At 60.1% G+C, this 13,560-nt stretch carries 14 protein-coding genes; 10 read left to right on the top strand and 4 right to left on the bottom strand.

The genetic code is table 11. The features are described from left to right. The first annotated feature begins 43 nt into the window (after positions 1 to 43). Positions 44 to 1,000 carry a DUF3530 family protein gene (locus tag J3362_RS10200; RefSeq protein ID WP_349519491.1) on the top strand — a complete coding sequence of 319 codons (957 nt, stop codon included), beginning with the start codon at positions 44 to 46 and terminating at the stop codon, positions 998 to 1,000. On the opposite strand, the gene J3362_RS10195 is transcribed toward J3362_RS10200, so the two are convergent. Genes J3362_RS10195 through J3362_RS10185 form a run of 3 tightly spaced genes read right to left on the bottom strand, consistent with a single transcriptional unit; the run spans position 997 to position 3,498 of the window. Continuing rightward, positions 997 to 1,758: a DnaJ domain-containing protein gene (locus J3362_RS10195; protein WP_349519490.1), complete on the bottom strand. Its 762-nt coding sequence runs from the start codon at positions 1,756 to 1,758 to the stop codon at positions 997 to 999. The genes J3362_RS10200 and J3362_RS10195 overlap by 4 nt on opposite strands. Continuing rightward, positions 1,745 to 2,443, bottom strand: a complete 699-nt coding sequence (murU, locus tag J3362_RS10190; protein ID WP_349519489.1) for an N-acetylmuramate alpha-1-phosphate uridylyltransferase MurU — start codon at positions 2,441 to 2,443, stop codon at positions 1,745 to 1,747. The genes J3362_RS10195 and murU overlap by 14 nt, the downstream gene beginning before the upstream one ends. Next, on the bottom strand, positions 2,440 to 3,498 hold the full coding sequence (locus tag J3362_RS10185; protein ID WP_349519487.1) for an aminoglycoside phosphotransferase family protein: 1,059 nt from the start codon (positions 3,496 to 3,498) through the stop codon (positions 2,440 to 2,442). Before J3362_RS10185 ends, murU begins: the two co-directional genes overlap by 4 nt. Positions 3,499 to 3,741: 243 nt before the next feature. On the opposite strand from J3362_RS10185, the gene J3362_RS10180 reads away from it, so the two are divergent. The 9 genes from J3362_RS10180 to slmA all read left to right on the top strand — a co-directional run bounded on the left by J3362_RS10180 (position 3,742) and on the right by slmA (position 12,287). Then, a complete protein-coding gene (locus tag J3362_RS10180) occupies positions 3,742 to 6,063 on the top strand; it encodes an LPS-assembly protein LptD (protein ID WP_349520920.1) in 2,322 nt (773 codons plus the stop codon). Between the two features lie 64 nt (positions 6,064 to 6,127). Continuing rightward, on the top strand, positions 6,128 to 7,468 hold the full coding sequence (locus J3362_RS10175) for a peptidylprolyl isomerase (RefSeq protein WP_349519486.1): 1,341 nt from the start codon (positions 6,128 to 6,130) through the stop codon (positions 7,466 to 7,468). Then, entirely contained in the window at positions 7,468 to 8,478 is a 1,011-nt protein-coding gene (gene pdxA, locus J3362_RS10170; protein WP_349519485.1) for a 4-hydroxythreonine-4-phosphate dehydrogenase PdxA, read from the top strand. Before J3362_RS10175 ends, pdxA begins: the two co-directional genes overlap by 1 nt. Further along, on the top strand, positions 8,475 to 9,305 hold the full coding sequence (gene rsmA, locus J3362_RS10165; protein WP_349519483.1) for a 16S rRNA (adenine(1518)-N(6)/adenine(1519)-N(6))-dimethyltransferase RsmA: 831 nt from the start codon (positions 8,475 to 8,477) through the stop codon (positions 9,303 to 9,305). The genes pdxA and rsmA overlap by 4 nt, the downstream gene beginning before the upstream one ends. After that, positions 9,298 to 10,098 carry a symmetrical bis(5'-nucleosyl)-tetraphosphatase gene (locus tag J3362_RS10160; RefSeq protein ID WP_349519482.1) on the top strand — a complete coding sequence of 267 codons (801 nt, stop codon included), beginning with the start codon at positions 9,298 to 9,300 and terminating at the stop codon, positions 10,096 to 10,098. Before rsmA ends, J3362_RS10160 begins: the two co-directional genes overlap by 8 nt. 76 nt (positions 10,099 to 10,174) lie before the next feature. After that, on the top strand, positions 10,175 to 10,501 hold the full coding sequence (locus J3362_RS10155; protein ID WP_349520918.1) for a DUF423 domain-containing protein: 327 nt from the start codon (positions 10,175 to 10,177) through the stop codon (positions 10,499 to 10,501). A 25-nt stretch (positions 10,502 to 10,526) separates the two neighbouring features. Next, complete coding sequence (gene thiS / locus J3362_RS10150; protein WP_064229836.1) at positions 10,527 to 10,727, top strand: sulfur carrier protein ThiS; 201 nt, start codon at positions 10,527 to 10,529, stop codon at positions 10,725 to 10,727. Positions 10,728 to 10,799: 72 nt separating this feature from the next. Then, entirely contained in the window at positions 10,800 to 11,609 is an 810-nt protein-coding gene (locus J3362_RS10145) for a thiazole synthase (RefSeq protein WP_349519481.1), read from the top strand. A gap of 90 nt (positions 11,610 to 11,699) precedes the next feature. Further along, positions 11,700 to 12,287: a nucleoid occlusion factor SlmA gene (gene slmA / locus J3362_RS10140; RefSeq protein WP_349519480.1), complete on the top strand. Its 588-nt coding sequence runs from the start codon at positions 11,700 to 11,702 to the stop codon at positions 12,285 to 12,287. A 408-nt stretch (positions 12,288 to 12,695) separates the two neighbouring features. Here slmA and J3362_RS10135 read toward each other — a convergent pair whose 3' ends face one another. Beyond that, positions 12,696 to 13,520, bottom strand: coding sequence for an inositol monophosphatase family protein (locus J3362_RS10135; protein ID WP_349519479.1), 825 nt, complete (start codon positions 13,518 to 13,520; stop codon positions 12,696 to 12,698). Positions 13,521 to 13,560: the final 40 nt, after the last annotated feature.

Here is a 13,560-nt window from a genome sequence, read left to right as displayed (position 1 = left end):
AACAGCTCAGTGGCGTTTTTTCGCAGTCAAAGGATCAGTATCTGTGCAGAGATTCGAGATTTACCGGCCTGGCGTGTTCTGGCTTTTTATCCTGGCGCTGATGTGTGTCGCGCCGTCCATCACCCTCGGGCAGGAAGAGAGTGGGACGGCCGGTGAGACCGAAGGCGTCGAGGCGTCAGAGTCTGCAAGTCGGGCCCTGATCTGGACAGGCACCGGCGAACGCTCCCTGATCCAGCGTTTTCCCGAATCAGCGGTATGGCTGGAGCTTGAGGAGGGTGATAGGGCACTGGGCCTGTTCTACCCGGAAGCCAGGTTGCCGGCTCGCGGTGCGGTGCTGGTTCTGTCGGACGAAGGTGAAACTGCCGCTTCCGGGGTAACCGGCTCACTGGCAGCGGGGCTGGCTTCCCGGGGCTGGGCCGTCCTTACGCTTGGTCTGGAGTCGCCCTCTCCGGTTCTGAATGGGTTCCTGATGCGGCCCGTGATGGAGCCGCCGGCGGCTGAAGCAGGCGCGGGCGAGGAGGGGGCATCAGATTCAGTCATGATCGATGTCATGGCCTCATCCGAGAGCGCCGATGATCTTGAGGCGCGCTACAGAAGCCGCATCAACCAGATGCTGCAGGCAGGGCTGGCCCTGCTGGTTGGGCGGGGCTATGAAGCTCCGGCAGTTCTTGGTGTCGGCCGAGCCAGTATCCATGTGACCAACCGGGTACTGGATGGCGCCGATGCCTCTGCCCTGATCTGGGTGGTGCCACGGTTTTATCCCGTTGACCGGTCAGGTCTGCCGGACCGTCTGGAGTCGCTCGGCACTGATTTGTTGGAGCTGTATCCACAAGGGACGGCTGATGATCAATCGGGCTGGAGTATTGGCATGCAGTTGCGGCGCGCCGGAATGAGCGGCTTTGAGCGACAACCGATTCCCTGGATCAGCCCTGCGCCTGAGACTCTGGGCGATGGCGTCGCCAGTCGTGTTGCCGCCTGGCTGGAATCCCGCGAGCGTTAGGGGCGGAGGGTGTTGTGTCGCTTTATCAGTTCCCAGGCTTGTTGGTAGTGGAGCAGGCGTTCCTTGGCCAGGCTTCGATCGCGGTCACTGACCTGCTGTTGGGCAAGCTTGTCCGGGTGGCACTCGGATATCTTCTTGCGGTAGGCCCGTTTGATCACTTCCAGGGAATCCCGGCGGGTAACCCCTAGAAGTTCACAGGCCTGCTGATAGCTGGTGGGTCTGGAAAGGTTCTCGCTGTGCCGGGTCCAGACCTTGCTGGCATAACTGTCGAAAATGTCCTCGCTGATGCTTACCGGCAGACCAATCTGGTCAATGGCGTCCTCGCAGCGATAACGTCTGGGTTTGCCGGGGCGGCCGTTAAGCTGGCCGGCGTGGCAGAGACAGATGGCGGTTTTCAACGCGGGCGCTGGCCAGAGACGGCGGGAAAGGCGCATGGCCAGCCCGCGGATAAACGGCAGTTGCCCGGCCGACTTGCCCTGCTGGAACCAGCCAATGGCTCGCCTGCGCTGACGTTTCGACAGCCTCATGGCCTTGATCAGCGATTCGGCATAGCCGATGTCGGCTTCGGTGACCCGTCCGTCTGCCTTGGCGATGTAGCCTAGGAAGAAGAACAGGGAGTGCCTGCACCAGCGGGGCAGGCGGGCCCGCTCGATCAGCGCGGGGGCCTGATGACCGCAGGCCGAAAGTTCCCGCATCAGGCTGGAGAACTCGGCTTCCATCCGGGCCGGCAGTGCCGGTTGTTTGTTACTGCCCGCCATGGCTCTCGGATTCCCTGTTGGCCAGTTGCCTGTCCAGCGCCTGCAGGCGTTCCGGGGTGCCGACGTCTACCCAGTGCCCCGGATGGTAGAGGCCTTTCACGCGGCCTTCGGCCATGGCACTGCGCAGCACCGGGCCCAGCTTTCCCGCACGGTCGGTCAGGCCCTCGAACAGGCGCCGGTGCAACAGGCTGATGCCGGTGAAGGTCAGCTTGTTGGTACCATCGCCCAGAAGTAATCCCTGATCGGTGAGGTGAAAGTCGCCTTCCGGGTGGTGTGGCGGGTTGCTGGTGACAACCAGCAGGGCGTCCGCGTCAGCCGGCGGTGTCAGTCGGGAAAGGTCGAAATCGCTCCAGATGTCGCCGTTGATCACCAGAAACCAGTCAGATTTGTCATCGGCAAGCAGGGGCAGCGCGCGCACGATGCCGCCGGCAGTTTCCAGCGGCTCGCCTTCCCGGGAGTATTGAATGGAAAGTCCGAACTGGTCGCCATTACCCAGGGTTTCCTCGATCTGGTCACCCAGCCAGGCATGGTTGATCACCACCTCACGGATTCCCGCCTGACGAAGGTGGTCCAGGTGATAGCTGATCAGCGGCTTGCCGGCGGCCCGGAGCAGGGGTTTGGGTGTGGCCAGAGTCAGAGGCCGCATGCGTTCACCTTTGCCGGCGGCGAGAATCATGGCTTTCATTGTGGCAGGTGCTTCTGGCCGGGGGCCGGGCCAATGCTCGCCTTGATCCGGGGCATCACCGAATCCCTGAGCCATTCGTGGAAGTGGCGCAGGGCCGGCTGCCGACTGCTGGCAACGATCAGGTACTGCACGGTGCGAGGAATATCATTGAGGTAGCCGTGCTTGCCATCACGGATCGACAGGCGGGCGAAAATCCCGGCGGCCTTCAGGTGGCGCTGCATGCCCATCAGTTCAAACCACTGTCGGAAGGTTTCCGGATCAGCCCGGTGCAGGCCTGCGTCCAGGCTGCTCTGGCGATACACTTCCAGCCAGTCGCAGATTCGCTCCTCCGGCCACTGGATGTAGCAGTCCTTCAGCAGCGAGACCGCATCGTAGGTAACCGGCCCGGTAACCGCGTCCTGGAAATCGATGACACCCGGGCGAGGTTGGTCTTGGCGAACCAGCAGGTTTCGGGAATGGTAGTCCCGATGGACCGTCACTTCCGGTTGCGCCAGGGCGCTTTCCCACAGCATGGAAAAGGTCGTGTCCAGCAGAGCCCGCTCGCTGTTTTCCAGGTCCATGCCCAGATGCCTCTCCAGCAGCCAGTCCGGGAACAGCGCCATTTCCCGCTCAAGCAGAGTGGCATCGTAAGGCGGTAGCGGGTAATCACTGGGGGAGGTCTGGCTCGCGATCAGGGTCAGTTCTTCCAGAGCGTTCCGGTAGAGCTGGTCTGCGGACTCCGTGCTCAGTCGGCCGAGCATCAGCTGGTCGCCAAAATCCTCCAGTAGCAGGAAGCCCTGCTTCAGATCAGCCTGCACGATGTCCGGAACCGCAATACCCTGCCGGTGCCAGTGCCGGGCGATGGCCACGAAGGGCTCGCAGTCTTCATGTTCCGGGGGCGCATCCATCACGATAAACGGCGCACGGTCCCCGGGAGCGGTTGTCGGGTTTGCGTGCTGCCAGACCCGGAAGTAACGGCGAAAACTGGCATCGCCGGAGACCGGTTCGGCTTCGCACTGTTCGAAGCCGGGAAATTGTCTGACCCAGTTGGTCAGCAACTGCAGGCGGGTATCCATAGTTCGGGTTGCGATCCTGAAAAAAGTTGTCGCTGACAGCGAAAGTTAGCAGACGAGTATAAAGAGGGTAAATCGGTTTTGCAGCGGAGTTTCCGTTAACAACCCTCGAGGGCACGTGTAAACTAGGCGGCGTTTATTATTGCCCGTCCTCCAATTCACCCGGAACAGGATCCAGCCACCGTGCCATGTCCCGAACGCCCACTGCATTCGCCGGAAACCCGGTGGCAGAGCCGGTATGGCCGTGTGTTGCTGGCTGCGTCTTTGGGGTTGGGCGTTGCGGAAGGGTATGCCCAGACACCGCCGTCTGCGGCGGAAATAGACTGGCGACCGAGAGCAGAGCTGCCAGCCGAGGCCCGGTCCTCGTTGCCCCTTTTCTGCGAAGGGGGGTATCTGCCTTCCGGTCGCACTAATGGCGTTGATGGTGCGTTTGCCGTTGGCAGCGATTCCGAGCAACCGCTGGAAGCCAGAGGCTTGAACGCCCGCTACGAGATTGACCGGACACTGTTTCTTCAGGGGGATGTCCGCATTCGCCAGGGCGGCTTTCAGGTAACCGGTTCAGAGGCCCGCTACAGCCAGCAGGAGGGTGCAGTATCGGTGCAGGGCCCGCTGGTCAGTCGCGGCGAGGGTTTCCTTCTCACCGGTGAGAACGCGAACTACGACGTCGATAGTGGACGCCTCGACATCAACACTGCGACATTCCTGCTGCATGGTCCGGAAATGCGCGGTCGTGCAGGCAGCCTGTCGCGCATCAGCGAGGAACAGGTCGTCATTGCAGATGGCTTTCTGACTACCTGTGGCCCCAGCCAGAATGACTGGGCCATCGTTGCCTCGGATATCAGGCTGGATCGGGCGCAAGGATTCGGTACCGCCAAACACGTTCGATTGGAAGTCCTGAATGTGCCGGTTTTCTATTGGCCGTGGGCAAGCTTTCCTATTGATGATCGCCGCAAGTCCGGTTTCCTTTACCCGCAGTTCGGCTCTTCCAGTGCCGGCAGCGGCGGCTTTCTTGCCGTGCCCTATTACTTCAATCTGGCCCCCCATTACGACGCGACGCTGACGCCCCAGTACATTCATGGCCGGGGCCTGTTCAATGAAGTCGAAGGCCGGTATCTCAGCTCTCTCGGGGAAACTGCCCTGCAGCTCGGGTACATCGGCAATGATTCGGCGTTCCAGGAGGAAAATCCGGGTGAATCCGGTGAGCGCTGGGCCCTGGATGCCACGACCCGCGCTGCCTTTGGCCGTGGCTGGCGAGGCTACGGAGATTTTTCCGTGGTGAGCGATGAAGACTATCTCAGCGATCTGAACCGCAGCCTGGAGATCAACCAGGCAACTCATTTGCAGAGAAAGGGCGGGATTAGCTACCGAAGCGACAAGCAGTATTTCGATGCCTACCTCAACGATTACCAGACCATCAGTGATCGCATTGCCGACGTGGACAAACCCTATGCCCAGTTGCCGGAAGTGATCTACGCAGGCCAGACCGGCGCGGGGATTGTGGAGGCCAACCTGGAAAGCCAGTACACGGTGTTTTACCGGGATAACGAAGCACTGACCGGTCTGGACCGGGCCAACGGGCAGCGTTTCCGGGCGCGGCCGGAACTGGCGTTGCCCATGCGGGCGTTGTGGGGGTTCAGTCGGCCGTCGGTAAGCGTGGATTACACCCGCTACAACCTGGACGACTACGTGCTGGGGGATGGCAGCTTCGATCGCACCGTGCCGGTTGCCGAGTGGGATAACGGCTTGTATTTCGACCGACAGAGCAGCCTGTTCGATGTGCCCTACAACCAGACTCTGGAGCCCCGGCTCTATTACGCCTGGGCCGATGCCGATCCGGACCAGAACGACATTCCGGATTTCGATACCGACCTCCAGACCTTCCGTTTTGAACAGCTGTTTAGACCGGACCGCTTCACCGGCGGTGACCGGGTAGGCGATGCCAACCAGTTGACCGTTGCCTTGACTAGCCGTTTCAATGACCTGCTCACCGGTGCGGAGCGTGCCCGATTCAGTATTGGACAGATACAGTATTTCGAGGACCGCGAAGTGACGTTGTTCGGTGAGGGTGCCGGTACCCGGAGCCGTTCACCGCTGGCGGGCGAAGTCGTGCTGAACCCGCTTGATACCCTGGAAATCCGCTCCTCCGGATTGTGGGATCCTGATACCGGGGATACCGAGGAAGGCCGCAGCCAGTTAACCTTTCACTCCACTGACTACCGGTACCTGGCCAGCGTGGGGCACACTTACAGCCGGGGCGAACTGGAACAGTCGGATATCGCGGCGGTTTTCCCGGTCTCGGACCGTGTTAGTCTGATCGGCCGCTGGGTCTACGACTCCGACCTTGATCGAACCGTCGGATCCCTGGCCGGGCTGGAATACAATAACTGCTGCTGGAGTGTTCAGGTGGTTCACCAGAACTATCTGACCGATGACCGGGAACTCGATAGCCGCATACTGTTCCAGATCCAGCTAAAGGGCCTGGGCGGCAGCGATGGTGCCTCATCGAGTATTTCCGAGGCCATTTACGGTTTTGATGAAAGGGAGCGTCGTCGTTTTGGAACTCCCTGACTGGATCCCGGACTAAGGCCCCCAAAACGCCAGAAAAGCTCAAATTCTATTTGTAGAGGTGATTATGAAGGCGACCCTTCGCCATGGTGTACAAGCGTTACTGGTTCTTTTAGCCGTCCTGGCCCCGTTGTCTGTTCAGGCCGAGCGTAAGTTGCTGGACCAGGTGGTGGCCATCGTCGATGAGGATGTCATCCTTCAGACCGAGTTGGAGGCCCGAATCAACACCATCACCAGTCGCCTCAGTGCTCAGGGCACGGCGCTGCCGCCAAGGCAGGTCCTCGAAGAGCGTGTGCTTGACCAGCTGATCACCGAATCGATCCAGATGCAGATGGCAGATCGGGCCGGTATGCGCATCAGCGATAACGAGTTGAACGAAACCATGGCCAACATTGCCGAACGCAATGGCATGAGCCTGCCGCAGTTTGAAAACCAGCTCGAAGCCGAAGGCGTGACTTATAACCAGGCCCGCGAACAGATCCGCAAGGAGATGCTGACCAGCCGGGTTCAGCAGCGCCAGGTCGGCAACCGGGTTCGGGTGACCGATCGGGAAGTTGAAAACTATCTGGAAAGTCTGGAGGCCCGTGGGGGCAATAACGCTCAGTATCGGTTGGCGTACATCTTTGTGAGCGTAGACGACCCCTCTGATGAGGCGGAGGTGGATGCCGCCAGGGAGAAAGCCGAGCGGCTGCGCAGTGAGATCGCCAATGGCCGTGATTTCCGGGAAGTGGCTGTTGCCGAGTCTGATGCCAGTAATGCCCTGGAAGGTGGCGATATGGGCTGGCGTGCCGAGGGTCAGCTGCCGTCTCTGGTTGCTCCGGTTGTGCCGGAGCTGCCGGTGGGTGAGCCTTCGGACGTCCTGGAAAACAACAGTGGCTTCCACCTGGTGATGGTGATGGACAAGCGCGGCGGCGAGCAGCAGCAGATGATCCAGCAGCACCGTGTCCGTCATATTCTGGTCCGGCCTTCCGAAGCAACTACTGACAGCCAGGCTGAAACCACGATCCGGGATCTGTACCAGCAGCTTCAGAACGGAGCCAGCTTCAGTGCGCTGGCCAGAGAGTTCTCCGATGATCCGGTGTCTGGCTCCGATGGCGGTAATCTGGGCTGGGTAAGCCCGGGCCAGATGGTGCCGGCGTTTGAGCAGGCCATGCTCGATGCTGATATTGGCGAGTTGCGCGGGCCATTCCGTTCCCAGTTTGGCTGGCACATCCTGCAGGTTCAGGAGCGCCGCCAGAAAGACATCAGCGGTGATGTGCGCGACGCCGAGGCCCGCCAGGCCATCTATCGCCGCAAGTTCGAGACCGAACTGCAGAACTGGCTTCAGGAGATCCGCGATGAGGCCTTTGTCGAGTTCAAGGGCGAGTACGCCAAGGATGAACCGGCCGAAGAAGAGCCGGTCTCCTGATGAGTAATCCCGTGGTGCTGGCACTGACCGCCGGCGAACCTGCCGGCATTGGTCCGGAGTTATGCCTGCAACTGGCTCTTGCGGCCCGGAGTGCAGGTGTGGTGGTGGTTGCCAGCCGGCCATTGCTGGAGGCCCGGGCGAAGCAAATGAATCTGGCGGTTGAAATGCGTGCCTGGCAGCCCGGAGAGGTGCCGGAAATGGAGGCAGGCCTGCTGTCGGTGCTGCATGTGGACGGTTGCGCCAATCATGAACCGGGCACACTGGATACCGGCAGCGGTGCCTATGTGCTCAGAACACTGGAAGTCGCCGCTAACGGCTGCCTCAGCGGTGATTTTGACGGTATGGTGACGGCGCCTGTCCATAAGGGCGTTATCAACGATGCCGGCATCGCGTTCAGCGGCCATACCGAGTTCCTGCAGGAGCTGTGTGGGGTGGATCGTGTGGTCATGATGCTGGCGACCGAAGAGCTGCGGGTTGCGCTTGTTACCACCCACTTACCGCTCAAGGACGTTTCCGCCGCCATTACCCCGGAGCGCCTGGCTCAGGTAACGCGAATTCTTGATGCCGATCTAAAAAAGTTCTTCGGCATTGCCCGGCCCAGGATACTGGTGGCAGGCCTGAACCCTCATGCCGGCGAAGGTGGTCACCTTGGTCGGGAGGAAATCGACACCATCGAGCCGACTCTGGAGGCTCTGCGTGCCGAAGGCATTTCTCTGACCGGACCTTTACCTGCCGATACCCTGTTTACCCCGCACTGGCTCGGCCAGGCAGATACGGTTCTGGCCATGTACCATGATCAGGGGCTGCCGGTGCTGAAGTTTCAGGGCTTTGGGCGTGCGGTGAACATTACCCTGGGGCTTCCGATTGTGCGCACCTCTGTGGACCATGGCACGGCTCTGGATCTGGCGGGAACCGGTCGAGCCGATGCCGGCAGTCTGCATACGGCCCTGAAGGTAGGCGAGCAAATGGCTCGTTGTCGCAAATCTGCAATTGAAGAGACTCGTTCGTGAGCAACAAAGCCGGCCACCAGGCCAGAAAACGGTTTGGCCAGAATTTCCTCCATGATCCGGGGGTCATAGAGCAGATCATCCGCGCCATTAACCCGAAACCCGATGACGCTATCGTGGAAATTGGCCCTGGCCTGGGCGCACTGACCGAGGAAATCCTGGCGGTGAATCCGAAGTTGCAGGTAGTGGAGCTGGATCGGGACCTGATTCCGGTGCTGCGCACCAAGTTTTTCAACTATCCGGAATTCCGGATTCACGAGGCGGACGCGCTCAAGTTTGATTTCAGCCAACTGATGGTTGACCGCCCCCTGCGGATCATCGGTAATTTGCCGTACAACATTTCCACACCGCTGATTTTTCACCTGCTGTCCCAGGCCGGCGTTGTGCAGGACATGCACTTCATGCTGCAGAAAGAGGTGGTTCAGCGGATGGCGGCTGTTCCGGGTGACAACAATTACGGCCGCCTCGGCATCATGACCCAGTATTTCTGCAAGGTTCAGCCGTTGTTCGAGGTGGGGCCCGGCGCATTCCGCCCTGCGCCCAAGGTGGATTCGGCGATTGTCCGATTGGTGCCTCACAAGACCCTGCCACACCCGGCGAAGGATTTGACGACACTGCAGGCCGTGGTCCGCACAGCCTTTAACGCCCGGCGGAAAACTCTCCGCAAGGCACTTGGCGGAATGGTTTCGGTCGAGCAGCTCCAGAGCCTAGGCATCAATGACGGTCTGCGCCCGGAGAACCTTGGCCTGGCCGATTACGTGGCCATTGCAGACCTGCTTTTTGCGGAGAAGGGTTCAGCCAACCCGGCAAACGAGGTAAGTGATGACTGACTACGCGATCGGCGACATTCAGGGCTGTTACGAGCGTCTGAGAGATGTCCTGGATAAAGTGGATTTCTCTCCCTCCCGTGACCGTCTATGGGTGGCCGGCGATCTGATCAACCGTGGCCCGTCCTCACTGGCAACCCTGAGGTATATCGAGAGCCTGGAGGATTCGGCGGTTGTGGTGCTCGGCAATCATGATCTGCACCTTCTGGCGGTGGCGCTGGGGGGGCACCAGACGCGTCGGAAAGACACCCTGGCGGATATTCTGGAAGCACCGGATCACGACCGGCTGGTGAGCTGGCTTCGGCAACAGAATCTGTGCGTTCACGATCCGGTCCGGAATCTGGTGATGACCCACGCCGGTTTGCCCCATATCTGGACGGTCAGTCAGGCCATGGCGTGCGCTCAGGAGGTGGAAGCCGTGATCCGGGGCGATGCCGCCGAGGAATATTTCACCCACATGTACGGCAACCAGCCCGAGCGCTGGGATGAAACCCTGCAGGGTATGGACCGCTGGCGGGTCATTACCAACTATTTCACCCGCATGCGCTTTATTGCCGACGATGGCACCCTGGAGCTGGCGGCAAAGGAAGCCGTTGACAGCGCCCCGGAAGGTTTCGAACCGTGGTTTCATTTCCCTCGTACTGACGATGTCCGTGTGGTGTTTGGTCACTGGGCAGCCCTGGAAGGAAAAACCGGCAGCGACCGGTTTATCGGTCTGGATACAGGGTGTGTCTGGGGTGGAGCGTTAACCATGATGAACCTGGATACGGGAGAAAAGATCCACTGTGACTGCTGAGTCCGTACAACAGACCGAAAACCGGGTCCTTGCACTGCCCCTGGTTGCCGGTGCTTTTCTGGCGCTCCTGGCGGTGATGGCTGGCGCCTTTGGCGCACACGGCCTGCGTAGCCTGGTCAGTGAGCGAGGGCTTGAAGTTTTTCAGACCGCCGTCACATATCAAATGTACCATTCCTTGGCGCTGGTTCTGTTGGCGTTACTGGCCGGACAAGGGCTTTCCAAAAAATTATTGGGTTGGTCAGCCGGATTCTTCCTGGCCGGCATCCTGTTATTCAGTGGCAGTCTTTACTTGCTGGTGGTGACGGATATCCGCTGGATCGGCCCGATCACGCCGCTTGGTGGGGTGTGCTTCATGGTGGGCTGGGCGCTGTTAATAACCTCCGGTCTCCGCCGGAACAAGTGAAGAATACAGAGGTTCAAGAGTCACGATGCAGGTTCAGGTGAATGGCGATGCAATGGAACTGCCGAATGGCGCAACCATTGCCACGCTGATTGAAAAGATGGCTCTCGCGGGCAAGCGGCTGGCGGTTGAGGTTAACGAGGACATTGTGCCGCGGAGCCGGCATCCGGAATTTACCCTGAGCGATGGCGACCGTGTAGAAGTCGTTCACGCTATTGGCGGCGGCTGAATTGGCCGGTCCGCCGAACCTACCGACCACGGCGGTTTTCATCCTCCCGTATTCAAATTATTCAGGAATACTATGACAGAGACATCCGAAATCCAGCTTCCAGAAGACAGACCACTCGAAATTGCCGGACGGGTCTACCAGTCCCGTTTGCTCGTCGGTACCGGCAAATATCGTGACATGATGGAAACCGGCCATGCGATCGAATCCAGCGGGGCCGAGATTGTTACCGTTGCGGTGCGTCGCACCAACCTTGGCCAGAATCCGGACGAGCCGAATCTGCTGGATGTGGTGTCCCCGGATCGATACACCATTTTGCCCAACACGGCGGGCTGTTATACCGCGAAAGACGCCGTACGCACCTGCAAGCTGGCCCGGGAGCTTCTCGATGGTCATGATCTGGTGAAGCTGGAAGTCCTCGGTGAGGAGAAAACCCTTTACCCGAACATGACCGAGACCCTGGTTGCCGCCGAAGAGCTCATCAAGGACGGCTTCAAGGTCATGGTCTACTGCTCGGACGACCCGCTGCTGGCCAAGCGTTTGGAAGAGATGGGCTGTGTGGCCATCATGCCCCTTGGTGCCCCCATCGGTTCCGGCCTGGGTATCCAGAACCGGTATAACATCCGGCTGATCGTGGAAAACGCCAAGGTACCGGTACTTGTAGATGCGGGCGTTGGCACTGCGTCAGACGCCACCATCGCCATGGAACTGGGCTGCGACGGCGTGCTGATGAACACCGCGATTGCCCAGGCCAAAGATCCGATCAGAATGGCCAATGCCATGCGTTTGGCCATTGAGTCTGGTCGTGAAGCCTATCTGGCGGGCCGGATGCCCAAGAAGCTCTATGCCAGCGCATCCTCGCCCATTGATGGCACCTTCTTCTGATCTCGGGCACAATCCTGACTAACGATAACCGAGGGCCGGCGCCGAACGACCGGCCCCGACAACGATAAATCAGAGCGCTGCTGTCCTGCCATGACTGACCAGAAACCCAGTCGCCGCGAGGCGATTCTCCATGCTCTTGTGGAACTCCTGGAGACCGATCCGGGCGCCCGTATCACCACCGCCGGTCTCGCCAAATCCGTGGGCGTTACCGAGGCCGCTTTGTATCGGCATTTTCCCAGCAAGCGGAAAATGTTCGAGGCGCTTATCGAGTTTGCCGAAGAGGCCGTGTTCTCTCGCTGCCAGGTGATCCTGCAGGAGCAGGACGATGTGCGGGTGCGCCTCCAGCAATTGGTGCACCTGGTGCTGGTCTTTGCTGAACGCAATCCGGGGCTGTGTTGTGTGCTGACCGGCGATGCCCTGATGGGCGAGAACGACACCCTGCGCAAGCGTGCCTCCCAGTTCTTCGAGCGCCTGGAAACCCAGGTGCGTCAGACCCTGAAGGAAGGCGAAATCCGCCAGGGTTTGCGGCCCAGAACCAGCTCGGCCCGGGGCGCTGATTATGTTCTGGTGTTCGTTGAAGGCCGCATTCAGCGGTTTATCCGGTCGTCTTTCTCGCGGTTGCCGTCAACCGATTTTGACGAGAGTTGGGGATTGGTTGCCGAGGGTGTTTGGGGCTGAGTCTGAAGTTGGCTGCTTTAAATTTTGTAGCCTGAAGGCTTGGGAGTCTGGCGCCGTTGGGTGGGGCTTTTACGGAACCGCTACGAGCACATCCATGTGCGCTTGGCGTCGGCCATCCATGGCCGCCGACATTCCGTAAAAGCCCCACCCAACAGCGCCTCTCCAGCTCTAGAGATATATCTTTCGATTACGGCCTATCCGATCTTTCTTCCAAATTTCTGCGATATCGCCACTGCAACGCCGGCACGGGATGGGAACCTGCTCCCCGGAATGTCGCCGGCCATGGATGGCCGACGCCAAGCGCACATGGATGTGCTCGTAGCGGTTCCGGGGAGCAGGTTCCCATCCCGTGCCTGCCCGATAGCTAACAGGCCAGGGACAACACTATGGAGGCGAGCACAGGTCTAATCAGTCATACCCCGAGGCCGACCGCAGGATAGACCGAACAGGCTCCCAGACGGCCGGCGCCGAGATCAGAATGTCGCGGCCCCAGAGGTCGGCAGGATAGCCCTCAGGCACCTCGCTGAAATGCCCCGCTGTGGCGCCTGCTTCCAGGGCGATCAGGCGGGCGGCGGCGAAGTCCCAGGGGCTGACGTTCTCGTAGTAGATATCCAGTCGGCCGCAGGCCACCCAGCAGATATCCAGGGCCGCTGAGCCAATCCGGCGCAGGTCGCGGCACTGGTGAATCATCGCATCCAGGCGCTTTACCAGGGGTTCAAGGCTGTCTTTGGTGTAGGGAAAACCGGTGGCGAATAGTGAGTCCCTGGGCACGGTGGCACCACTGTGGCGAATGGGGCGGCCATTCAGTGTCGCGCCTTCTGAGCGGGTTGCCCGGAAGGTTTCGCCCGGGAAGGGTGCATGCACCACACCGGCCTGAACCCGACCTTTTTCGGCATAGGCAATGGAGACGGCTACCTGGGGATGGCCATAGGCGTAGTTCACTGTGCCATCGATGGGATCGACGATCCAGAGGGGGGTATCCAGCTCCTCGGCCTGGCTAAGGTCCGGCATGGTCTCTTCCGAGAGAATCCGGTGTCCGGGGAAGCGTTTGCGGATGGCGCCTATGATGAATTCGTCCGCCATCACGTCGGCGTGGGTTACCAGCTCGGTTTGATGCTTGTAATCGGTGCGCAGGGCGTTGTTGTCCCGCTCGCGGCGAATCAGTTCGCCGGCCTCGCGGGCCAGGTTTTCGGCAAAGTCGGTAATCTCGAGCAGAGAAACAGAATCAGACATGGCACCCCCGTTGATATCCCGTAAGAGAATGAGGGCGCCA

The organism is Marinobacter sp. NFXS11 (genome assembly GCF_040148675.1).
Classification (GTDB): domain Bacteria; phylum Pseudomonadota; class Gammaproteobacteria; order Pseudomonadales; family Oleiphilaceae; genus Marinobacter.
This window is presented reverse-complemented; position numbering and strand designations above follow the sequence as displayed.

Bases quoted from the DNA above. Each gene is read 5' to 3' on its own strand.
- J3362_RS10195 (WP_349519490.1), bottom strand. From the start codon at position 1,758: ATGGCGGGCAGTAACAAACAACCGGCACTGCCGGCCCGGATGGAAGCC.
- murU (WP_349519489.1), bottom strand. From the start codon at position 2,443: ATGAAAGCCATGATTCTCGCCGCCGGCAAAGGTGAACGCATGCGGCCT.
- J3362_RS10185 (WP_349519487.1), bottom strand. From the start codon at position 3,498: ATGGATACCCGCCTGCAGTTGCTGACCAACTGGGTCAGACAATTTCCC.
- J3362_RS10175 (WP_349519486.1), top strand. From the start codon at position 6,128: ATGAAGGCGACCCTTCGCCATGGTGTACAAGCGTTACTGGTTCTTTTA.
- pdxA (WP_349519485.1), top strand. From the start codon at position 7,468: ATGAGTAATCCCGTGGTGCTGGCACTGACCGCCGGCGAACCTGCCGGC.
- J3362_RS10160 (WP_349519482.1), top strand. From the start codon at position 9,298: ATGACTGACTACGCGATCGGCGACATTCAGGGCTGTTACGAGCGTCTG.
- J3362_RS10155 (WP_349520918.1), top strand. From the start codon at position 10,175: ATGGCTGGCGCCTTTGGCGCACACGGCCTGCGTAGCCTGGTCAGTGAG.
- thiS (WP_064229836.1), top strand. From the start codon at position 10,527: ATGCAGGTTCAGGTGAATGGCGATGCAATGGAACTGCCGAATGGCGCA.
- J3362_RS10145 (WP_349519481.1), top strand. From the start codon at position 10,800: ATGACAGAGACATCCGAAATCCAGCTTCCAGAAGACAGACCACTCGAA.
- slmA (WP_349519480.1), top strand. From the start codon at position 11,700: ATGACTGACCAGAAACCCAGTCGCCGCGAGGCGATTCTCCATGCTCTT.
- J3362_RS10135 (WP_349519479.1), bottom strand. From the start codon at position 13,520: ATGTCTGATTCTGTTTCTCTGCTCGAGATTACCGACTTTGCCGAAAAC.